At 70.7% G+C, this 19,585-nt stretch carries 18 protein-coding genes and 1 tRNA gene; 5 read left to right on the top strand and 14 right to left on the bottom strand.

Going from position 1 to position 19,585, the window contains the following annotated elements:
• Window positions 1-75 precede the first annotated feature (75 nt).
• The 3 genes from ACZ7EG_RS19145 to ACZ7EG_RS19135 all read right to left on the bottom strand — a co-directional run bounded on the left by ACZ7EG_RS19145 (window position 76) and on the right by ACZ7EG_RS19135 (window position 862).
• Window positions 76-153, bottom strand: coding sequence for a 50S ribosomal protein bL37 (locus tag ACZ7EG_RS19145; protein ID WP_370443954.1), 78 nt, complete (start codon window positions 151-153; stop codon window positions 76-78).
• Between the two features lie 309 nt (window positions 154-462).
• A tRNA-Pro gene (locus ACZ7EG_RS19140) sits at window positions 463-536 on the bottom strand.
• A 44-nt stretch (window positions 537-580) separates the two neighbouring features.
• The gene (locus tag ACZ7EG_RS19135) at window positions 581-862 is read right to left on the bottom strand and encodes a hypothetical protein (protein ID WP_471079738.1); all 282 of its coding nucleotides are present in this window, start codon (window positions 860-862) and stop codon (window positions 581-583) included.
• A 268-nt stretch (window positions 863-1,130) separates the two neighbouring features.
• Between ACZ7EG_RS19135 and ACZ7EG_RS19130 the strand changes: the two genes are divergently transcribed.
• Window positions 1,131-1,475, top strand: a complete 345-nt coding sequence (locus ACZ7EG_RS19130) for a cupin domain-containing protein (RefSeq protein WP_471079734.1) — start codon at window positions 1,131-1,133, stop codon at window positions 1,473-1,475.
• A 13-nt stretch (window positions 1,476-1,488) separates the two neighbouring features.
• Here the strand turns inward: ACZ7EG_RS19130 and ACZ7EG_RS19125 are convergent, their stop codons facing one another.
• A complete protein-coding gene (locus tag ACZ7EG_RS19125; protein ID WP_471079731.1) occupies window positions 1,489-2,487 on the bottom strand; it encodes a LacI family DNA-binding transcriptional regulator in 999 nt (332 codons plus the stop codon).
• Window positions 2,488-2,598: 111 nt separating this feature from the next.
• Between ACZ7EG_RS19125 and ACZ7EG_RS19120 the strand changes: the two genes are divergently transcribed.
• The gene (locus tag ACZ7EG_RS19120) at window positions 2,599-3,762 is read left to right on the top strand and encodes a Gfo/Idh/MocA family protein (protein WP_471079728.1); all 1,164 of its coding nucleotides are present in this window, start codon (window positions 2,599-2,601) and stop codon (window positions 3,760-3,762) included.
• A gap of 10 nt (window positions 3,763-3,772) precedes the next feature.
• Here ACZ7EG_RS19120 and ACZ7EG_RS19115 read toward each other — a convergent pair whose 3' ends face one another.
• Entirely contained in the window at window positions 3,773-4,384 is a 612-nt protein-coding gene (locus tag ACZ7EG_RS19115) for a TMEM175 family protein (protein ID WP_471079726.1), read from the bottom strand.
• Between the two features lie 75 nt (window positions 4,385-4,459).
• On the bottom strand, window positions 4,460-5,491 hold the full coding sequence (locus ACZ7EG_RS19110) for a LacI family DNA-binding transcriptional regulator (RefSeq protein WP_471079722.1): 1,032 nt from the start codon (window positions 5,489-5,491) through the stop codon (window positions 4,460-4,462).
• A gap of 108 nt (window positions 5,492-5,599) precedes the next feature.
• Here ACZ7EG_RS19110 and ACZ7EG_RS19105 point away from each other — a divergent pair, with 108 nt between their 5' ends.
• The 3 genes from ACZ7EG_RS19105 to ACZ7EG_RS19095 all read left to right on the top strand — a co-directional run bounded on the left by ACZ7EG_RS19105 (window position 5,600) and on the right by ACZ7EG_RS19095 (window position 8,690).
• Window positions 5,600-6,754, top strand: coding sequence for a phytanoyl-CoA dioxygenase family protein (locus tag ACZ7EG_RS19105; RefSeq protein ID WP_471079719.1), 1,155 nt, complete (start codon window positions 5,600-5,602; stop codon window positions 6,752-6,754).
• Window positions 6,755-6,762: 8 nt separating this feature from the next.
• A complete protein-coding gene (locus ACZ7EG_RS19100) occupies window positions 6,763-7,539 on the top strand; it encodes an SDR family oxidoreductase (RefSeq protein WP_471079716.1) in 777 nt (258 codons plus the stop codon).
• Window positions 7,540-7,685: 146 nt separating this feature from the next.
• Window positions 7,686-8,690 (top strand): Gfo/Idh/MocA family protein, encoded by a 1,005-nt coding sequence (locus ACZ7EG_RS19095; RefSeq protein WP_471079713.1) that lies wholly within the window; start codon window positions 7,686-7,688, stop codon window positions 8,688-8,690.
• A 48-nt stretch (window positions 8,691-8,738) separates the two neighbouring features.
• Here ACZ7EG_RS19095 and ACZ7EG_RS19090 read toward each other — a convergent pair whose 3' ends face one another.
• From ACZ7EG_RS19090 to ACZ7EG_RS19055, 8 genes are all read right to left on the bottom strand, one after another.
• Window positions 8,739-13,460 (bottom strand): trypsin-like peptidase domain-containing protein, encoded by a 4,722-nt coding sequence (locus tag ACZ7EG_RS19090; RefSeq protein ID WP_471080397.1) that lies wholly within the window; start codon window positions 13,458-13,460, stop codon window positions 8,739-8,741.
• A 40-nt stretch (window positions 13,461-13,500) separates the two neighbouring features.
• The gene (locus ACZ7EG_RS19085; protein WP_471079710.1) at window positions 13,501-13,884 is read right to left on the bottom strand and encodes a CU044_2847 family protein; all 384 of its coding nucleotides are present in this window, start codon (window positions 13,882-13,884) and stop codon (window positions 13,501-13,503) included.
• Between the two features lie 17 nt (window positions 13,885-13,901).
• A complete protein-coding gene (locus ACZ7EG_RS19080; RefSeq protein ID WP_471079707.1) occupies window positions 13,902-14,507 on the bottom strand; it encodes a GOLPH3/VPS74 family protein in 606 nt (201 codons plus the stop codon).
• A 71-nt stretch (window positions 14,508-14,578) separates the two neighbouring features.
• Complete coding sequence (locus tag ACZ7EG_RS19075; RefSeq protein WP_471079704.1) at window positions 14,579-15,598, bottom strand: Gfo/Idh/MocA family protein; 1,020 nt, start codon at window positions 15,596-15,598, stop codon at window positions 14,579-14,581.
• A gap of 18 nt (window positions 15,599-15,616) precedes the next feature.
• Window positions 15,617-16,519, bottom strand: a complete 903-nt coding sequence (locus ACZ7EG_RS19070; RefSeq protein ID WP_471079701.1) for a sugar phosphate isomerase/epimerase family protein — start codon at window positions 16,517-16,519, stop codon at window positions 15,617-15,619.
• Between the two features lies 1 nt (window position 16,520).
• Window positions 16,521-17,432: an ATP-binding cassette domain-containing protein gene (locus ACZ7EG_RS19065; RefSeq protein ID WP_471079698.1), complete on the bottom strand. Its 912-nt coding sequence runs from the start codon at window positions 17,430-17,432 to the stop codon at window positions 16,521-16,523.
• A gap of 5 nt (window positions 17,433-17,437) precedes the next feature.
• A complete protein-coding gene (locus ACZ7EG_RS19060; RefSeq protein WP_471079695.1) occupies window positions 17,438-18,514 on the bottom strand; it encodes an ABC transporter permease in 1,077 nt (358 codons plus the stop codon).
• Window positions 18,514-19,533 carry a sugar ABC transporter substrate-binding protein gene (locus ACZ7EG_RS19055; protein ID WP_471079692.1) on the bottom strand — a complete coding sequence of 340 codons (1,020 nt, stop codon included), beginning with the start codon at window positions 19,531-19,533 and terminating at the stop codon, window positions 18,514-18,516. Before ACZ7EG_RS19055 ends, ACZ7EG_RS19060 begins: the two co-directional genes overlap by 1 nt.
• Between the last annotated feature and the right edge of the window lie 52 nt (window positions 19,534-19,585).

The following is a 19,585-nucleotide window of genomic DNA, read 5'->3' as shown; positions in this document are numbered from 1 at the left end:
ACGCACCTGCGCCGATGCAAACGGGTGGGTGGCATCTGCCACCCACCCGTTTGCATCGGCGCACCCTCAGACCGCTCAGGACTGCGGACGGCTGCCGTGGTTCGCGCCGTTCTTGCGGCGGGCCTTCTTCTTGCGACGTCGCTTCGAGGACATCGAACCTCCTCTTTCCGGCTTTCGGTCACGATCCACCGGATCGCCGGGTCCGGTGACTACAGAACCACTTTCCAGCCGACGCGAACGCAAACACGCGCGATACGGATGCACACGGGTGGCTTATGTCATGGTGGTGGCCGACTCGGGTTCGGCGGTCCTCCCGGCCGACCGCCGGGCGACGGGACAGCGCCGACGGCGCCGGAACCTCACGGTGGTCGCCGCCCGTGGACCGACGACGCGTGCGGTTGCTCTACGGAGAGGCAGTTCCGGATGTCTCCGAGAACTGCTCCGACCGTCGACTCATACGAGTCGGGACGACAGGATTTGAACCTGCGACCCCTTGACCCCCAGTCAAGTGCGCTACCAAGCTGCGCCACGTCCCGATGCGTCCCGCGCGGGTGGAACCGCGTGATCACGCAGGTCAACCCTACCGCATGGGGACCCGCTCTCCGGCCCACTCCCCGACCCGTTCCCCGCCTCGCTCGCCGTCTCGCTCACCGATTCGCCCCCCGGCCCGCGCCGCCGGCCGGTCCGGGCGCCGGGTCCACCCCGCGAGACCCACCGTCGAGACGGCGACGGCGAGGACGGCCCACCAGGGGAGTCCCGCCGTGGTGGCAAGGCCCGCGAAGGCCGCGACGGCCAGGAGGGCCGTGACCACACCTCCGGTCAGTTCGGCTCGCCGGGCGGATCGTCGCCGCGCCTCGTCCACGTCCTGCTCCCCCTTCGCCCGCACGCTCGCCCTGCCATCACAACGGCGGGGCATATGCCGCAAACAATACGCGAATCGACGGGAACTCCCGACCAGGGCATAGGGGTTGAGACGGACAGCGGGGACCGGGCCGGTGCGGTACGGCCCGGCGTCCGGTGGTGAGCCCCCGAAGGGCGCGAACCGCAGCGACGAAGTGTCCGCCCGGCCCGGTCGGCACCCCACACTCTGTCGAGGCCGCTCCCCCGCCGACCAGGGCTAGGGTCGCCGCATGACGCACAGCTTCGTACTCCGCATCCCCGACGTCGAGCTCGAACCCGAGCCCCTCGCGCCCGAGCAGATCGTCTCCGGGACGCCCGAGGTGACCGGGAAGGTGGTCTGGGAGTCGCAGGACGGCCGTCAGGTGCGGGGTGTCTGGCAGATCACGCCCGGCGTGGTCACCGACACCGAGGCCGACGAACTGTTCGTCGTGATCAGCGGATCGGCGACGATCGAGGTCGAGGGCGGGCCGACGCTCACGGTCGGGCCGGGCGACATGGCCGTATTGCGCGAGGGCGACCGTACGACGTGGACAGTGCACGAGACCCTGCGCAAGGCGTACGCGATCAACCTCTGAGCCAGGTGCGCGATCAGGGCGCCGGCGCCGTCGTTCCCCGGATCTCCAGGGCGGGAGTGGCGAGTTGGACCCGGCCCGCGCCGCCCACGCCCTCGAAGCGCTCCAGGAGGCAGCGGGCCGCGCGGCGGCCGATGTCATGGCTCGTGTTGTCGACCGTCGTGAGCCACACGTGCCGCAGGCGGGCGATGCTCGTGTTGTCGTAGCCGACGACGGACAGGTCGTGCGGGACGCGCAGGCCGAGCTCCTCGGCCGCCGAGAGCGCGCCGATGGCGGCGATGTCGTTGACGGCGAAGACGGCCGTGGGCCGGTCGGGGCGGCTGAGCAGCCGGACGGTCGTGCGGTAGCCGCCCTCCTCGGTCATGTCGCTCGGCTCGACCACCACCCGGTCCGCAAGGCCGTGCCGGCGCATCGTCGCCTCGAAACTCCGGCGCCGCAGCTCCCCGACCGCGCCGTATCCCGCGATGTGCGCGATGCGGCGGTGCCCGAGGCCGATCAGGTGCTCGGCGACCAGCCCGGCGCCCCGTTCGTCGTCGCCCGCCACGACGTCGACGCCCGGCGGCGCCGGTTCGCGGGAGCCGGCCATGACGACCGGGATACGGCCGGCCACCTCACCGAGGGCCGCCGGGTCGGGCAGCGTGCCCACCACGACCAGGCCGTCGACGCGCAGGTCCAGCAGCGGCTCGGCCGGGTCCTGGCCGGTACGGCGGTTGAGACGGGCGTCGGCCAGCAGCATGCGCAGGCCGTTGGCGTGCAGCAGGGAGTTGAGGCCGTCGAGGAGGTCCACGAACCAGGGGTTGCGCAGGTCGTTGAGGAGGACACCGACGGTGCGGGTGCGCTGCTCGCTGAGGCTTCGGGCGGCGGCGTTGGGCCGGTAGCCGAGCTCCTGGGCGGCCCGGAGCACGGCGTCCCGCTTCTCGGGGCGGACCTGGTCCGAGCCGCGCAGCGCGAGGGAGACCAGCGACTTCGAGACACCGGCCCGCTCGGCCACGTCCCGGATCGTCGGCGGTCTCATGGGATGGACCGTTCCATGAGGCGGCGCGGCTTGTCAAAGGGTTGACAGCGTCGGCGAACCCCGCTCAGGGTGGCCTGGACAGATTCTGGAACGGTCCAAAAAGGGGCTCTCATGGTGGACACGCTCGGCGTCGCCGTCATCGGATTCGGCTGGATGGGGCGGGTTCACACCCAGGCGTACGCGCGCGTGCGGCACCACTATCCGCAGCTGCCCCTCGTCCCGGAGCTGGTCACGGTCGCGGAGGAGGTACCGGGCCGGGCGGAAGAGGCCGCCGCGCAATTCGGGTTCGCCTCGACGACCCGGGACTGGCGCGAGGTGGCCGCCGACCCCCGGGTGCGGGCGGTCAGCATCACCGCGCCGAACTTCCTGCACCGCGAGATCGGCGTCGCCATGGCGGAGGCGGGCAAGCACATCTGGATCGAGAAGCCGGTGGGTCTGACCGCCGAGGACGCGAGCGCGGTGGCGGACGCGGTCGCCGAGGCCGGTGTGCAGGGCACGGTGGGCTTCAATTACCGCAATGCGCCGGCCGTGGAAACGGCCCGCGAGCTGATCGCCGCCGGGGAGATCGGCACGATCACGCATGTGCGCATCCGGCTGTTCAGTGACTACGCGGCGCACCCCGAAGGCGCGCTGACGTGGCGCTACGAGCGGGAGCGGGGCGGCAGCGGGGTGCTGGGCGACCTGGCCTCGCACGGGGTGGACCTGGCCCGGCATCTGCTCGGCGACATCACGTCCCTGACGGCCGACACGGCGATCTTCCTCCCGGAGCGGGCCCGCCCGTCCGGCGCCACGGCCGGCCACAGCCGCGCCTTCGGCGGTGAAGTCGGCCCGGTCGAGAACGAGGACTACGTCGGCTGTCTGCTGCGCTTCGCCTCCGGGGCGCGCGGTGTCCTGGAGGCCTGCCGGGTCTCGGTCGGCGAGCAGAACAACTACGGCTTCGAGGTGCACGGCACGAAGGGCGCGGTGTTCTGGGATTTCCGCCGCATGAACGAGCTGGGGGTCAGCCGCGGTACGACGTACCAGGACCAGTCCGTCACCACGGTGTACGCCGGCCCGGGCGACGGGGAGTTCGCCGCGTTCCAGCCGGGCGCGGCGAACGCCATGGGGTACGACGACCTGAAGGTCGTCGAGGCGTACCGCTTCCTGCGGTCGGTCGCCGAAGGCACCCCGTACGGGGCGACCCTGACGGATGCCGTGCGCAGTGCGGCCGCGCTGGACGCCATGGCGCGCTCGGCGCGCGGCGGAACATGGGTGGAGGTGGCCGGGCAGGCGTGACGCCGATCCCTCAGCCGGTGTTCCGCAGCCGCCTGCCCAGGTAGGCCTTCGCCGGGACGAGGACGAGCCACAGCCACATGATGACGGGGCCGGTCGCGAAGACCAGCGGGACGGTGACGAGGAAGACCACCACGATCACGGCGCTGTCGAGGAGGTAGAGGGTGGTCGCCGCCTCGGAGGGCCTGTCGTGGCGCAGCCAGGGGCGTTTGGCCAGGACGGCGGCCACCGCGAGATGGCAGGCGCCGAGCGCGGCGACCGCCCCCGCGTAGACGGCGACCGACACGGACTGGTCCCCGTACTCGGCAAGGAGGCGGGTCGGGAAGGGGACGAGGGCGGCGACGCCGAGGCCGACCACGGAGATGCCGATCACCTGCCCGTCGATCTCCCGGACGTCCTTGAAGATCCCGCGATGACCACGCCAGAAGCTCCCCAGCACCGCGACGCTCAGCGCGTAGGCGAGGAGGTCCGGGAGCAGTTCCCGAAGGGCCTCCCGGTATGCGGCGGGATCCAGGCCCCGGGGCACGGAGATGTCCAGGACGAGCAGGGTGATGGCGATGGCGAACACGCCGTCGACCAAGGTCACCAGCCGCTCGGGGCCGCCGTCCGGGTGTGAGGTCCACATGGCCCCGACCGTAGGGGCCGGGGCGGGCCTCCTCCCGGACCCACGCCCGGTCACGTCCCCCGGATCACACCCGGATCACACGGCCGCCTGCGGCGGCATGTTGTACGGCGTGACCACCTGTATCGCCGACGGCAGGGTCGGCCCGGCCGGCGGCAGGGAGCCGTGCGCCCGCATGACGAGGTGGCAGGCCTCGCGCACGTCCTGGCGCAGGTCGTGATGGAGCACGGCGGACAGGCGGTGCTCGTGCAGCAGGCGGGTGTTGTCGTGGTCGAGATCGTGCGCGACGAACACGGCGCACTCGCGGCCGAGGTCGTCGAAGGCCTGCAGCGTGGCGATGTTGCCGCCGCCGATCGAGTAGACGGCTCGGATGTCCGGGTCGCGTTCCAGCGCGGCACGGACGAGGTCGTACTGGGTGGCGTCCAGGCCCTGCCCCTCGGCGATCTCGACCAGCGTGCGCTGCGGGTGCCGGGCGCGCATGGCGCTGCGGAAGCCCATTTCGCGCTCTTCCTCGTTACGGAAGAAGCCACTGCTGAGGCTGGTGAGGATGTTGCCCGGCCGCTCCCCCAGCCACTGCCCCACCAGATACGCGGCCGTCGCGCCCGCCGCCCGGTCGTCGATGCCGACGCAGGCCAGGCGGGCACTGGACGGCAGGTCGGTCACCAGCGTCACGACGGGTATGCCGGCCGCCGTCAGCCGGCCCACCGCGGTGGTGACCTCGGGGACGTCCGGGGCCTTGAGGATCACCCCTTGCGAGCCCCGCCGGGCGATCCGGTCCAGGGTCCGCACCAGCTCCCCGACGGGGCCGGTCTCGCGGAAGTGGAAGCGGGAGCGGAGCACGGCCGGATGCAGCGACGGCAGCTCCGCCTCCAGGGCGGCGCGGATCGCCGTGGTGAACCGCTCGGGCGCCTGCATCACGATGTCGACCATGAACGTCCGGCCGACGAGCCGCACCTGGGTGCGCTGCCGGTCGAGATCGGCGATGGCCTGGCGGACCTCCCGTGCGGTGCTCTCGCGCACCCCGCCCCTGCCGTTCAGCACCCGGTCCACGGTCGCCTCGCTCAGGCCCGCCTGACGTGCGATCTCCCGGATCGGGAACGGATGTCCCATGCGCCGGCTCCTTGAGGGGTTTTTGATGGCTCACTGCTGGTTGTTCGAGGGGTTTGTACTGACAAGAATGACAGGGCTGCGTCGCTCCGTGACCCCGAAGGGACGACGATGTCCTTCACTTCCGTACACCGCCGCGCCTGGCTGTCCGAACAGGACTGCGACCTCGACGCGTTCCGCGCGCTGGTCGCACAGACCACCGACCCCGCCGACTATCCGCACGCCTCCGCGGTCGAGCGCAACGTGCCCGTCTACGACTGCGGGCTGCTGGAAGGCGACCGGGTGGTCCAGGCCGAGCTGGTGCGGGCGCTCGCCGACGGGCCCGGCATCGTGGTCTTCCGCGGCGCCTTTCCCGACCCTCGGATCGTGGACCGGGCCACCGACGTCTTCGAGGCGCTGATCGCCGAGCAGCGCGCCTCGGGCGCGGCGGCCGGTGACCACTTCGCCGCGCCGGGGGCCAACGACCGGGTGTGGAACGCGCTGGAGAAGGCGGCCCTGCACGACCCGGAGGCGTTCGCCGACTACTACGCGAACGACACCCTGGCCCTGGTGGCCGGCGCCTGGCTGGGCCCCGGCTACCAGGTCACCTCCCAGCTCAACGTGGTCAACCCCGGCGGTGCCGCGCAGACCGTGCACCGCGACTACCACCTGGGCTTCCTGCCGAACGAGGTCGCCGCCGCCTATCCGGCGCACGTGCACCGCCTCTCCCCCGTGCTGACGCTGCAGGGCGCGGTCGCGCACTGCGACATGCCGGTGGAGTCGGGGCCGACGATGTATTTGCCGCATTCGCAGAAGTACGAGCCGGGATATCTCGCCTGGCGGCTGCCCGAGTTCCGGGCGTACTTCGACGCGCACCAGGTGCAGCTGCCGCTCGCCAAGGGCGATGCCGTGTTCTTCAACCCGGCCCTCTTCCACGCGGCCGGCACCAACCGCTCGGCCACCCGGCGGATGGCCAACCTGCTGCAGGTGTCGTCCGCGTTCGGCCGTGCGATGGAGACGGTGGACCGGGAGGCGGTGGTCAACGCGGTGTACCCGGTGCTCCTCGCGCGCAAGGCCGAAGGCGCCGACCAGGCGTGGCTGGACCAGGTGATCGCGGCGAGCGCCGAAGGCTACCCCTTCCCCACCAACCTCGACGGCGACCCGCCGGTCGACGGCCTGGCCCCGCCCTCGCAGGCGGACCTGGTGCGGCGGGCGTTGCGCGAGGCGTGGACTCCACAAGCGCTCCGGGCGGAGCTGCGGGCCGGTGCCGAACGGCGAGAGAGCTGAGGAACTCGATGGGACTTCTCGACGACAAGATCGTCCTGGTCAACGGCGGCAGCCAGGGGGTCGGTGCGGCCATCGCGCGGGCCGCGGTCCGCGAGGGGGCGGTCGTGGCCGTCACCGGCCGGCGCCCCGAGCCGGGCGAGGCCCTGGTGGCGGAGCTGACCGCCGCGGGCGGCAAGGCCCTGTACGTCCGGGCCGATCTGTCGGACGCCGAGCAGGCGAAAACCTCCGTGAACCGGGTCGTTCAGACGTACGGCCGTGTCGACTGCCTCGTCAACTCCGCCGGTCTGACGTCCCGGGGGACGTTGCTGGACACCACGCCCGAGCTGTTCGACCAGCACATCGGGATCAACCTCAAGGGCCCGTTCTTCGCGATGCAGGCGGCGGTGGCGGACATGGTGGGGCGTGAGGCACCCGGCACGATCGTCAACATCATCACGTCGTCGGCGCACGGCGGGCAGCCGTTCCTCGCACCGTACGTCGCCGCCAAGGCCGGGCTGATCGGGCTGACCCGCAACGCCGCGCACGCCCACCGCTGGGACCGGGTCCGGATCAACGGCCTGAACATCGGCTGGACGGCGACGGAGGGCGAGGACGCCACGCAGAAGGCCTTCCACGGGGCCGGGGACGACTGGCGTGACGAAGCCGCCGCGAAGCTGCCCATGGGCAAGCTCGGCCAGCCGGACGAGATCGCCGACTTCGTCGTCTTCCTGCTGTCGGACCGGTCCGGGGTGGTCACCGGGTCGGTCATCGACTGGGACCAGAACGTGCTCGGCGGACTCGACTGAGGACGAGCCGCGCCCGGTCATCGGCCGTGTGCGGCGCCGTCGTGGCAGATCGCGCCCACGCGGCGGAGCCGCATATCGACTCAGCCCCGCGCCCCCAGAAGCAGGGGCGCAGCATCACCCCCCGTTCACCTCTAGGAGCAACACCCATGCGTATCGGAATCCTCGGCCTCGGCCGCATCGGCGCCTTCCACGCCGAGACCCTCTCCGGACTCGACGCCGTCGACTCCCTCGTCCTGACCGACCCGTTCGCGGACGCCGCCAAGGCCGCCGCCGAGCGGTTCGGGGCCGAGGTCGTGGATTCGCCGGAGGCGCTGCTGGCCGCCGGTGTGGACGGCATCGTCGTCGCGGCCGCGACGGACGCCCACCCGGCGCTGATCCTGGCCGGTGTCGAGGCGGGGGTCCCCGTCTTCTGCGAGAAGCCCGTCGCCAGGACCATGGCCGAGGGGGTCGAGGTGCTCAAGGCCGTAGCCGGCCGGGACGTGCCGATCCAGATCGGCTACAACCGCCGTTTCGACGCCGGGTTCGTCAACGCCCGGGCCGCCGTGCAGAGCGGTGAGCTCGGCACGCTGCACACGGTCCGCTCGACCACGCTCGACCCGGCACCCCCGCCGGCCGCGTACATCGCCGCCTCCGGCGGCATCTTCCGCGACTGCTCGGTGCACGACTTCGACATCATCCGCTGGGTGACCGGCCGCGAGGTGACCGAGGTCTACGCCGTCGGCGGCAACCGCGGCGCGGACTTCATCAAGGCGGCCGACGACGCCGACACCACCGGCGCGATCCTCACGCTCGACGACGGCACGATCGCGGTGGTCTCCAACTCCCGTCACAACGCCCGCGGTTACGACGTCCGCATGGAGATCCACGGTTTCCGGGACTCCATCGCCGTGGGCCTGGAGGACAAGCTGCCGCTGCGCTCCGTCGAGCCCGGGGTGACCTTCCCGGCGGGCACCCCGCACGACTTCTTCATGGACCGCTTCACCGAGGCCTACCGCGCCGAACTGACCGCGTTCACCGAGGTCGTGGCCGGCACGCGCCCCTCCCCCTGCACGATCGAGGACGCGCTGGAGGCGGGCTGGATCGCGGACGCGTGCACGCTGTCGCTGCACGAGCACCGTCCGGTGACGATCGAGGAGGTACGGGCGGTCTGACGTACCGCGTGGCGCGGTGGGGCGGGCCGCGAATCCCCGCCCCCGTCATCACTCCGACGTGGCCCTGACACAGGCGTGGAAGTCGGCAGGCAGCAGGTCCAGCAGACGCCCGCGTTCTGCGGTTCCGAGCCGAGCGTCCCGGGCAAGCCGCAGCAGACCCAGGTGGGCTTCGGCGGTTTCCCTGGAGCTGATCAGGACCTCGGCCGCGTCGAAACGTACCGGGAGCGGCGCCCCGCCTTCTCCCAGGAGCCCTTTCAGGGCCCGTACCGCCACCTTGCGTACCGCCCGCCACTTGACGAGCGCCTTCGCAGCGGCTATACGGTGCCCCGCGGCTGAGCCCTCATCGTCCAGCACCCGGCGGTATGCAGCCACAGCTTCGCCGCCGACGTCCAGCTCTTCCCAGGCCGCGGCGGCGGCGAGGTGCGCCCCGGAGTCGGTGGTGTCCGGGCCGGAGAGCTCCCGCAGCACGAGATGGCCCTCTTCGCCCAGGTCCTCGGTGACGAACACAGCGGCTCGGGCCCGGACCTGGACGGGGCACGCGAGGTCCGCGGCGAGAGCCCGGACGAGAAGGACGCGGCTGCTGGCGCCATCGGAGGGGAGGAGGTCGCAGAGCACCAACCGGAGTTCGGGCGGAGTGCCGTCGTCCGCGGCGAGGCTGTACCAGGATTCCGGGAACGCCATCCCAGCGGTCGCGGCCGCCGCGGTCCTCTCCGCGAGCGGCGCCTCCGGGTCTTCGACCCATTCCCGCAGCAGCTGCGCCACCTGGTCACGGCCAGGGCCGTCCTTCATCAGCTGGATCAGCGGCCGCAGTGTGGTGACCGCTACCACCTCCCGCCCCGCCACGAGCTCTCCCCACTTCGCGACGGCCGCTCGCGGATCAAGGCCCGCGAGGGCGCCGGTCGGTGTCTCGATGCCCTCGTCACGGTGGGAGAAGGTGAGGTCCTTCCAGACGTCGGGGTACGTGACGATCGACGACATACGGGCCGTCTGCACGTGTAGGGCCAAACAGCGCAAGGCGTCCGGGTCGAGCCCGGCCATGAGCGCCTTCCAGCGCGGGTAAGGGATCAACCCGACAGAGCGGGCGACGGCTGTGGCTCGAGTGCCCGGCTCGAGTGCGGGGTCCTCCGTCATCCGGCTCAGAGCCCTGCGGAGCGGAGCGGCGGCTGACGTGCGATGCGGCTGGGTAGCCGCCGCGCCGAGCACAGCGGCCGGCGCGAGACCTTCCTCCTCGAGCAGTATGTCCAGGCGTCCGCGCAGCGAAGCATCCGGGACAAGCGCATCGGCGAGTTCGAGCAGCACCCACAGGTGCTTGTCGAGCAGCCCCGGATCGTCGAGGATGCGGTGCAGTGTCTCCGACGCGGCTCGCACGTCGACCTCGGCGAGGTCGGTGAGAGCGTCGATGCGGCGGCTCAGTCCCGAGAGGGGGTCTTCGGCGATGCGGCGCAGCAGCCGCGAAGCCGGGTCCCGCCGACCGTTTTTGAGGAGCTGCGTCGCGGCGTCATGGCGCACGTCTCCGGGGAGCGCGTCGTCTGCCGCCAAGCGGGCCAGCAGATCAGCCGCGGCCGTCGGATTCAGGTCGAAGAGGCACTCGACGGCCTCCAGCCGCTCGGCTGCCGCGGCATCGGCGTCTTCGGCCATGCGCGACAGCCAGACACGTACCGCCTCCGTTCTGTCCGAAGCACCCACTTCGACGAGGGCTCTGATGCAGCCGAGACGGTCGTCACCCGACAGCTCGCCGTCGTCCAGAAGCTCTCCGAGGATCTGCCTGCTCCTGGACGGCTGTCCGAGCACGTTGAAGGCCTCGGCCGCGGCGATGATCTGCCGAGGTTCAGAGCTGGCCAGCAGATCATCGGCGCAGTCCTGGGCGACGGTGTGCCGACCGAGCGCGATGAGCCGGGTGAGCGCTACGAGGCGCGAGTGGCGAGGCAGACGCTCATTGCGTGCGACGCGTTCGATCAGGCTCGCGTCGCGACAGTGGTTGAGGGCCAGGTCCGAAGTCCGGGCGAGCGCGGGACCGTCCAGCATCTGGCAGAAAAGGGCCTGTTTGACGGCGTCCGCGCTCGCGCTCTCGCCGTCGGCGGGGAGCCACCTCGTGGCCTTGTGCCGCAGGTGCAGTGGCATGGCGGCGTTCCCGCACAGTTCTTCCACGGCCTCCGGACGACCGGGGGCCAGCAGGCCGCAGACGAGGTACTCGAGCGTGTGGGCGTCGGCCCCTGCCAACGCCGGATTCCGGGCCAGGGCGTCGGTCAAGATGCCCCGCGTGGCCATGTCGACCGTGTCGGGCAGGCTTCGCAGCACGGACTCCACGTGGTTCTCAGGGAAGTCGGTGCTGCTCAACAGGTCGCTGAGCAACGGCGTTCCGGCGCTCGGCTCCACGTTCATCAGCGCGATCGCGGCCTCGAACCTGGTCGCGGGCAGATTGCCGGTGTCCCGGGCGATGTCCGCGAGGCGCCGGCATGACATCCGGCGCTCGCCCGTGTGGGCGAGCAATCTCGCCGCGACGACTTTCAAGGGAGCCGGGAGGTCCCCTTCGTCGGCCAGCCGGGTGGCGAGAACCGCCGCCTGCTCGCCTTCGCGTCGTACGTAGTGCGTCAGCGCGTCAACACGCGGCCGGTGGGGCACGGTCGGGTTGCGGACGACGGCTGCCAGATCCTGCGGACGGAGTACCGCGTAGAGACGGTCGAGCACGGTCTCCACCCTGAGGTCGCCGACGGAGACGTTCCGGCCGTACAGTTTGATCACAGCCCAGGTGAAGCGCGCCGTCAGTTCCTCGTCCGTCACCAGTTCGTCGCTCAGGATCGTGGCGCACAGCAGCAGGTCGCGCCAGCCGCCCACCGTCACGGCCGTCTGCAGGAACTCCCGCAGCTGCATGCCCTGTTCCCGCCAGCTCGCGGCCAGGAACAGGATGACGTTGGGCCGCTCCGCCGCGATCGCGTCGCGCAGGATGGCGAGTGCTTCCGGGTCCCTTGGGGTAAGGCGGCCGGCGATGGCGCAACCGGCGAGGTACTCCTGGATCGTGTGGTGCAGGAAGTGGAGGTCTCCGCCGCGTTGCCGGACCAGGCCCGTGAAGGTGAGAGCGCGGAACACCATGTCCTCCGAGGGAGGCCTGTCCGCAACGGACGCAGGGAGAACTTCGATCACCTGCTCCAGCAGTGGCCGCGCGTCTCCGCCCTGCCGTTTCTCGGCCACCGGGGCGAGGACTTCGTGCACCCGGTCCAACAGTTGCGGCGTGATGCCCACGGCGGCCTGATCGCCGCGGAGGAGCCGCTGGGATCCCTTCTCTCGCAGGATGTCGATGAACCGCGCGTACAATTGGGCAGGATCGCGGGGCAGGTCTCGCACCGCCGCTACCACGCAGATCATGGTGAGGTACAGCGGATTGCGCGCGACTTCACTGAGCCGCCCGTGCCTCAGCGCCGCTGTGAGTGTCGCGGCCCGCTGCCCGGGATCGGACACCCCCATCGCCTCGAACCACGCTCGGGCGACCTTCCCGATCTCCTGGTCGCCGAACTCCAGCAATGTGTACCGGCGCAACGCGTCCAGCCTGTACATCTCCGCGGTCACCAGTGACCGGCTGGCCACCACGAACCGCATGTGGGGCTCGCGCGCCCAGCGCTGGATCAACCGGATGACTTTGCCGCGCTGCTCAGGGTCGAGCACCTCGTCGAGGCCGTCGACACACACCAGCCAGTCCACCGACGGCATGGGACCGCTCTCGAACAGTTCCGGCGGCAATGAGCGCCGCAGACCGAGCAGGTCCCGGCCGACCGCGCTCGCCAGCGCTTCGGGAAGGGGGCGGTCGCCGAGATCGTCCGCGGCGACCCGGACCGGCAGGTACGACGGAGCCCGCGACGGCTCCTCCAGCCAGGCCCCGGCCGCGGTGAACGTCAGACGGCGCAGCAGGCTCGATTTTCCCGACCCCGCGCCCCCCGTGAACAGCACGTGCCGGTTCGAGGACAGGACGCTCTCGGCAGCCGGTCTGTCCTCGGCGGCCGACTGCCGGGAGCGGCCTGCGTCGGCCAGATCGCGGAACCGGGACGCCTCCTGCCGGACATACACCGTGGACAGCGGAACCTCCCCGGCATCGGTGAGCAGCATGGCGTAGGGATGCTCGTCGGCACCATCGCGCGCCGCCACCAAATAGTCCCGGAGCAGGGAGCCCGGATAGCGGAAGCCCCCGGCCCGCACCTGCTCGTCGGTGAGCGCCGCCAGCCACGCAGCGGGTGCCTCTGCGACGGGGCAGCGGTCCAGAATCTCGGCCAGCGGCACCATATGGGCGCTCCCGGCCTTGTTGGACCGCGCGAGCATCCCGCACACCGCGCCCGTACGGTGATTGACCACAGGGCTGCCGCTGAACCCCTCCCCCACCGGCGTGCCGTATCCACGGGGCATGGGCATGGGGTCATCGAAGCTCAGCCGGGAGTCGCCCTGATACTCGAGGGCCGCCCACTGACCGGCGCGGTAGTCCCCGCGCGGGTGGCCGTAGGCCCACATGCGATCGCCCAGCGAGGTGTGCGGCGACGTCAGGACGGGCGGCGGGGCCGGTGCGGCCTCGTCGGTGGCGAAGCGCAGGAACGCCACGTCCAGTCCGTTCCCGGCCCGGTGGAATTCCTCGGCAGACACCGAAAGGATCAGGTCGCCACCGGTCGCGACGATTCGTCCGCGAACCGCGTCCGCACCTGCGACGACGTGTGCACAGGTGACCACGGTGCCCGGAGCGATGACGAAGCCGGTGCCACCGCCGGTGTGTCCCGGAAGGTCAAGTGACACCGTCGCGGCCTCGAGCAGGCCTCTCCAGCGGTCCACTTCCTCAGGCCTCCGGGGCCTCCGGGGCCGACCACTCCAGTGTCACCTTCCATGCAGACTTCGCTGACGCCTTGCCCACCACGGTCAGCAACTGTCCGCTGTCGAAGGAGAAATCGCATCCGAACTCGACCGTCGCCTTCGACGCACCCGTCTGTTGCAGTCGCGTTCCCAGGGACCGTGCCACGGCCGTCAGGCTGTCCAGCGCGGAGTCCATGCGTACGGCGCGCCAGCCGATCTCCTGCTCCTCGGCGAGGCCGGGTCCCGTCTGCTGTCCGACAGAGCCGACCGACACCAACACCGTTTGGCCGTCCACCTCGACCGGAATCGTCACATCCGCGTCCTCGCTCAACTCCTGCTCCTGTTCCCCCGCTTGAGACAGACGGTCCATGGTAGCCACAAGACAGTTCACGCCCCGCGCCAGACGTTGGCGAACGCCGCGTCCTCGACGGCCCGTCGCCGGCGCACGGCGTCCAGCTCCGTCACGGCGCCGACCACCGCGGCGAACACGGTCTGGGCGACGCCATGGGGCACGGCGAGGTCCTCGGGCACGTCGTCGCGCGCTCCGACGGCGGCCGCGAGTGTGGTGAGCACGGGTTCGTCGGCCGCCCGGCGGTCCCTGGCGCGCTGCCGGGCAGGAGAGTCGACCGGCGTCGGCCCGGCGGCGCCGCGGAAGGGAATCCAGGAGGCGCGGGGCCGCGCGACCAGTCCCTCCTCGGTCAGGACGGTCATGTACCGCTCGGCCAGTCCGCGGCCCCTGCGCCACAGCCAGTCCTCGACCGGCTCGTACGGCTTGCCACGCACGAGCCCGGCCGCGGCCTGTGCGAGCAGAGGGTCGTCGAGGGGCGGCGTGGGGCGGGGCACGATGCGGTCGTCGTCCAGAGTCAACGCTTCGACGCCGAGGAGGTCGAACACCTCCGCCCCGGCCAGTCCGAGCGACAGGTCACCCTGCGTCACCGGTCGGCTCGTCGCCCCGTCCATCGCCACGATCATCAGGTCGCGTGCCGTGCCCATCACCGCTCCCCTCTACGACACTGTTCACGCTACATGGGGCAAGGGGCCGGGACTGCGACCCGAGCCCCTTGTCACGCGTACAGCGCCGGCTTCTCCACCAGCTCGATCTCCACCCGGCCGCCGTCCGCCAGCGCCCTGACCCCCGCCTCGCACACCGCCGCCGCGGCGTAGCCGTCCCAGGTGCTCGGGCCGGTGACCTCACCGCGGCGGGTGGCGTCGACCCAGGTCTGGATCTCCTGGTCGTAGGCCGTCTCGAAGCGTTCGGTGAAGTCCTGGGTGATGGTGCCGCCCCAGCGGCCGGCCATGTTGGTGACCAGGGCGTGGCCGTCGCCGATGCGGGCCGTGCCGCGTTCGCAGACCACCTCCGCCTGGACCTGGTAGCCGAAGCCGCAGTTCACGAAGATCTCGACGTCGCTGAGGGCGCCGCCGTCGGTCTCGAAGACGACGAACTGGGGGTCCTGCAGGGCGTCCGGGGCGTTGGCCGAAGGGGTGGGGCGCAGCACCGTGACGGCGGTGATCTCGTGGCCCAGCAGCCAGCGGGTCGCGTCGGCCTCGTGGGCGACGGAGTCGCTGATGAGCATGGAGCTGGTGAAGAAGGGCGGGCTGGCCGCGTTGCGGTGCCGGTTGTGCAGCATGAGCGGACGGCCCAGCTGGCCCGTCGCCAGCAGGGCCTTCAGCTTCGCGTACTCGGGGTCGTAGCGGCGCATGAAGCCGACCTGGATCCGGCGGTGGCCGAGGCGCAGTTCGGCGTCGAGGACGCGCAGGGCGGAGGCCGCGTCGGGGGTGAGCGGCTTCTCGCACAGGACGGGCAGATCGTGCTCGAGGGCGGCGAGGAGGGTGGCCTCGTGGGCCGGGCCCGGGGAGGCGATCAGGACGGCGTCGACGTCGGACGCGGCCATCGCGGCGGCCGGGTCGGTGTGGGCGGTGCAGCCGTCGACACGGGCGGCGACGGCCTTCGCGCGCTCCGCGTCGACGTCCACGACGGCGGCCACCCGTGCTCCGCTGGTGACGTCGTGGATGCGGCGCACATGGTCGGCGCCCATCCGTCCGGTACCGATGACCGCGATTCCCAGCGGGGCACGCTCCGTCATGGCCGTCCTTTCGGGTCGTCAGGCTCCGCAGGACCTCAGGAACTTGCGGGTGCGCACCGCGATCGGCAGCGGCTTGTCCGGCTCGCAGGGGTACATGTCCTGCTCGACGATGGCGAACAGGTCCACGCCCAGCTTCTGGGCGGCCGTGAGGACCGGGCCCAACTCGGGCACGCCTGCCGGCGGTTCGCACATCACACCGCGCGCCACCGCGGGGCCGAAGGGCACCTCGTTCTTCACCACGTCGGCCAGGATCTCCGGGTCGACCTGCTTGAGGTGCAGGTAGCCGATGCGCTCGCCGTACGTCTCGATCAGCTTGACGCTGTCACCGCCGCAGTAGGCGTAGTGCCCGGTGTCCAGGCAGAGGTTGACCGCGTCGGAGTCGGTCGAGTCGAGGAACCGCTCGACGTGCTCCTCGGTGTCGATGTGGGTGTCGGCGTGCGGGTGGACGACGATGTCCAGGCCGTAGGTGTCCTTGACCTCGCGGCCGAGGCGCTCCATGCCCGTGGTGAGGTTGCGCCACTGCTCGACGGTGAGCTCCGGCGCTTCCAGGATCTCGGCGGTCTTGTCGTCACGCCAGAAGGACGGGATGACGACCAGGTGCCCCGCGTCCATGGCCTGGGTGAGGGCGGCGACCCGGCTGACCTGCTCCCAGGTGGAGTCCCACTCGGAGGGGCCGCGGTGCAGGCCGCAGAAGATGGTTCCGGCGGACACCTTGAGGTTCCGCTTGGTCACCTCGTCGGTGAGCCGGGCCGGGTCGGTGGGCAGGTAGCCGTAGGGGCCGAGTTCTATCCAGGAGTAGCCGGCCTCGGCGACCTCGTCGAGGAAGCGTTCCCAGGGCACCTGCTGGGGGTCGTCGGGAAACCAGACCCCCCAGGAGTCGGGGGCGGAGCCTACCCGGATGCGGTCGAGCGCGAGGGCCATGTCAGGACTTTCCTTCCGAAGAGGTGGCTACGGGTGCGGTGAGGTCTCCCTCTTCGGGGAGCTCTTCGACGTCGACACCACGGACCTGCGACAACTCATGTTTGAGAGAGGCCAGTTCGGCGCCGCCGGCCATGTGGTTGGTCAGCTCTTCGAGGCTGACGTCGCTGCGGGAGGAGGACAGCTCCATGGTGCCGAGGCGCAGCACGCTGAAGTGGTCGCCGACCATGTAGGCATGGTGCGGGTTGTGGGTGATGAAGATGACGCCCAGGCCCTTCTCACGGGCGGCGGCGATGTACTTCAGCACCACACCGGACTGCTTGACGCCGAGGGCGGCGGTCGGCTCGTCCAGGATGAGGACGCGGGCGCCGAAGTAGACGGCGCGGGCGATGGCGACGCACTGGCGCTGGCCGCCGGAGAGCGTGCCGATGGGCTGCTCCAGATCGTCCAGGACGATGCCCATGTTGCGCAGCTCTTCGTCCGCGGTCTTCTTCATCCGTTCGATGTCGAGACGGCGTACGGGCCAGGGGCCCTTGGTCATCTCGGAGCCGAGGAAGAAGTTGCGCCACACCGGCATCAGCGGGACGACCGCGAGGTCCTGGTAGACCGTGGCGATGCCCTTGTCGAGAGCTTCGCGCGGGGTGGAGAAGCGCACCGGTTCGCCGTCGACGAGGAACTCGCCCTCGGTGTGCTGGTGCAGCCCCGAGATGATCTTGATGAGGGTGGACTTGCCGGCGCCGTTGTCGCCGAGGACGCAGGTCACCTTGCCGGGGTGGACGGTGAGGTCGACGCCGTGCAGGGCGCGGATGTTGCCGTAGGACTTGCCGGCGCCACGCAGTTCGATGAGGGGACGCTCGTCGGCGGGCGGGGTGTCCTTCAGGACGGCACCGTGGGTGCCCGTTTCTTCGCTGGTCATCGCGGTCACCTCCGGGTCGCCGTGCGCTGGACCCACAGATTGATGAGAACGGCGCCGAGGAGCATCACGCCGAGGAAGGCCTTGAACCAGTCGGGGTTCCAGCCGGCGTAGACGATGCCCTGCTGCACCATGCCGAACATGAAGGCGCCGAAGACCGTGCCGATCGCGGAGCCGTAGCCACCGGTCAGCAGGCAGCCGCCGATGACGGCCGCGGCGATGTAGATGAGCTCCTGGCCCACGCCCTCGCCGGACTGGACGGTGTTGAAGGAGAACAGCTGGTGCATTCCGACGAACCAGGCGCCGAAGCCGACCAGCATGAACAGTGAGATCTTGGTGAAGGTCACGGGCACACCCACGGCCCGCGCGGAGTACTTGTTGCCGCCCACGGCGAAGATCCAGTTGCCGTACTTGGTCCGCAGCAGCACCCAGGTCGCGAGGGCGGCGAACACCAGCCACCAGACCACGGTGATCTTGACGTTGACCCCGCCGACCTCGAAGGTCGAGGCGAAGAGCTTCTGCGCCTGGGTGAACCCGTCCATGTCGCTGATGTCGTCGGTGGCGACGTTGCCCGTGACCAGCTTGGTGATCGCAAGGTTCACGCCCTGGAGGATCAGGAACGTCCCCAGGGTGACCAGAAAGCTCGGCAGGCCGGTCTTGACCAGCAGCCAGCCGTTGAAGGCGCCGATCGCGAGCGACACGAGCAGGGCGACGATCACGCCGACCCAGACGTTCAGGGTCAGCTGGTAGCTGAGCATCGACGCGGTCAGTGCCGAGGTGACCACGGCGACACCGGCGGACAGGTCGAACTCGCCGCCGATCATCAGCAGGGCCACGGGCAGCGCCATGATCCCGATGGTCGACGACTGGTACAGGATGTTGGCCATCGAGCTGCCGTCGCGCACCGGCGGCGCGGCGAACAGGAAGAACACGAGGACGGCGACGGCGCCGAGGAAGACACCGACCTCGGGCCGGGCGAGCAGCCGCAGCGCCAGGGGGCGCTGCCGCGTCCGGCCGTCGGACTGCTTGGGGCCGGGGGCCGGCGGTGTGTCCACCGCCGGCTCAGCCTGCTGGGTCATGCTCATCACCGGGTGCCCTTCGCGGCGAACTCCCCGATCTTGTCGACGTTGGACTTGTCGACGAAGGCCGGGCCGGTCAGCACGGGCTGCTCGCCGCCGCCGCTGTAGTTGCCGTTGTTCTTGTAGAGCCACAGGCCGTCGACGGCCAGGTAGCCCTGCAGGTAGGGCTGCTGGTCGACGGCGAACTGGATGTCGCCGGCCTTGATGGACTTGATCAGGTCCTTGTTGAGGTCGAAGGTGGCGACCTTCGCCTTGCTGCCGGCGTCCGAGACCGACTGCACCGCGGTCAGCGCGAAGGGGGCGCCGAGCGTGACGACGTAGTCGATGGACGGGTCCTGCTTCAGCTTGGCCGTGATCGTCGACTTCACGGACGGCATGTCGGTGCCGTTGACGTTCTGCGGGTCGACCTTGCCCTCGAAGGTCTTCGCGACGCCGTCGCAGCGCTGGGTGAGGCCGACGTTGCCCTGCTCCTGCATGACGCAGAGGACCTTCTTGGCGCCGACCTCGTTGAGCTTCTTGCCGAAGGCCTCGCCCGCCACGGACTCGTCCTGGCCGAAGAACTCCAGCAGGTTGAGGTTCTTCCAGTCGCTCAGGCCGGAGTTGAGTCCGACCACGGGTATGCCGGACTTCTCGGCCTTGCCTATGACGCCCTTGAGGGCGTCCGGCTTGGCGAGGGTGACGGCGATGCCGTCGACCTTCTGGTCGATCGCGTTCTGGACCAGGTTGGCCTGGTTGCCGGCGTTCGGGTCGGCGGAGTAGACGAGCTTGATGTTGTCCTTGGCGGCCGCGGCCTCGGCGCCCTTGCGGACGGTGTCCCAGAAGGTGTCGCCGGGAGCCTGGTGGGTGACGAGGGCGACGGTCATGCGCGGCGTGGTCGCCTTGCCGGCGGAGGCGTTCGCGGCGCCTTCCTCGGACTTCTTGCCCCCGGAACTGCTGGAGCAGCCGGCGAGGGTCAGGGCCGCTGCCGCGGCCACGGCGACGACGGGCGCGAACCTGCGAGAGCGGGGGTGAGAAGAGCGGTCCATCTTTCCTGGCACCTCACTGTGCTACTGCGGGGGAAAGGAAGGGATCACGAAG

The organism is Streptomyces sp. NPDC037100 (genome assembly GCF_055606225.1).
Note: the sequence above shows the minus strand (reverse complement) of the source record. Positions and strands in the feature narration are given on the sequence as shown.

Excerpts from the sequence above, each read along its gene's own strand:
- ACZ7EG_RS19145 (WP_370443954.1), bottom strand. The coding sequence starts at position 153 with ATGTCCTCGAAGCGACGTCGCAAGAAGAAGGCCCGCCGCAAGAACGGC.
- ACZ7EG_RS19130 (WP_471079734.1), top strand. The coding sequence starts at position 1,131 with ATGACGCACAGCTTCGTACTCCGCATCCCCGACGTCGAGCTCGAACCC.
- ACZ7EG_RS19125 (WP_471079731.1), bottom strand. The coding sequence starts at position 2,487 with ATGAGACCGCCGACGATCCGGGACGTGGCCGAGCGGGCCGGTGTCTCG.
- ACZ7EG_RS19120 (WP_471079728.1), top strand. The coding sequence starts at position 2,599 with ATGGTGGACACGCTCGGCGTCGCCGTCATCGGATTCGGCTGGATGGGG.
- ACZ7EG_RS19115 (WP_471079726.1), bottom strand. The coding sequence starts at position 4,384 with ATGTGGACCTCACACCCGGACGGCGGCCCCGAGCGGCTGGTGACCTTG.
- ACZ7EG_RS19110 (WP_471079722.1), bottom strand. The coding sequence starts at position 5,491 with ATGGGACATCCGTTCCCGATCCGGGAGATCGCACGTCAGGCGGGCCTG.
- ACZ7EG_RS19105 (WP_471079719.1), top strand. The coding sequence starts at position 5,600 with ATGTCCTTCACTTCCGTACACCGCCGCGCCTGGCTGTCCGAACAGGAC.
- ACZ7EG_RS19100 (WP_471079716.1), top strand. The coding sequence starts at position 6,763 with ATGGGACTTCTCGACGACAAGATCGTCCTGGTCAACGGCGGCAGCCAG.
- ACZ7EG_RS19095 (WP_471079713.1), top strand. The coding sequence starts at position 7,686 with ATGCGTATCGGAATCCTCGGCCTCGGCCGCATCGGCGCCTTCCACGCC.
- ACZ7EG_RS19085 (WP_471079710.1), bottom strand. The coding sequence starts at position 13,884 with ATGGACCGTCTGTCTCAAGCGGGGGAACAGGAGCAGGAGTTGAGCGAG.
- ACZ7EG_RS19080 (WP_471079707.1), bottom strand. The coding sequence starts at position 14,507 with ATGGGCACGGCACGCGACCTGATGATCGTGGCGATGGACGGGGCGACG.
- ACZ7EG_RS19075 (WP_471079704.1), bottom strand. The coding sequence starts at position 15,598 with ATGACGGAGCGTGCCCCGCTGGGAATCGCGGTCATCGGTACCGGACGG.
- ACZ7EG_RS19070 (WP_471079701.1), bottom strand. The coding sequence starts at position 16,519 with ATGGCCCTCGCGCTCGACCGCATCCGGGTAGGCTCCGCCCCCGACTCC.
- ACZ7EG_RS19065 (WP_471079698.1), bottom strand. The coding sequence starts at position 17,432 with ATGACCAGCGAAGAAACGGGCACCCACGGTGCCGTCCTGAAGGACACC.
- ACZ7EG_RS19060 (WP_471079695.1), bottom strand. The coding sequence starts at position 18,514 with ATGAGCATGACCCAGCAGGCTGAGCCGGCGGTGGACACACCGCCGGCC.
- ACZ7EG_RS19055 (WP_471079692.1), bottom strand. The coding sequence starts at position 19,533 with ATGGACCGCTCTTCTCACCCCCGCTCTCGCAGGTTCGCGCCCGTCGTC.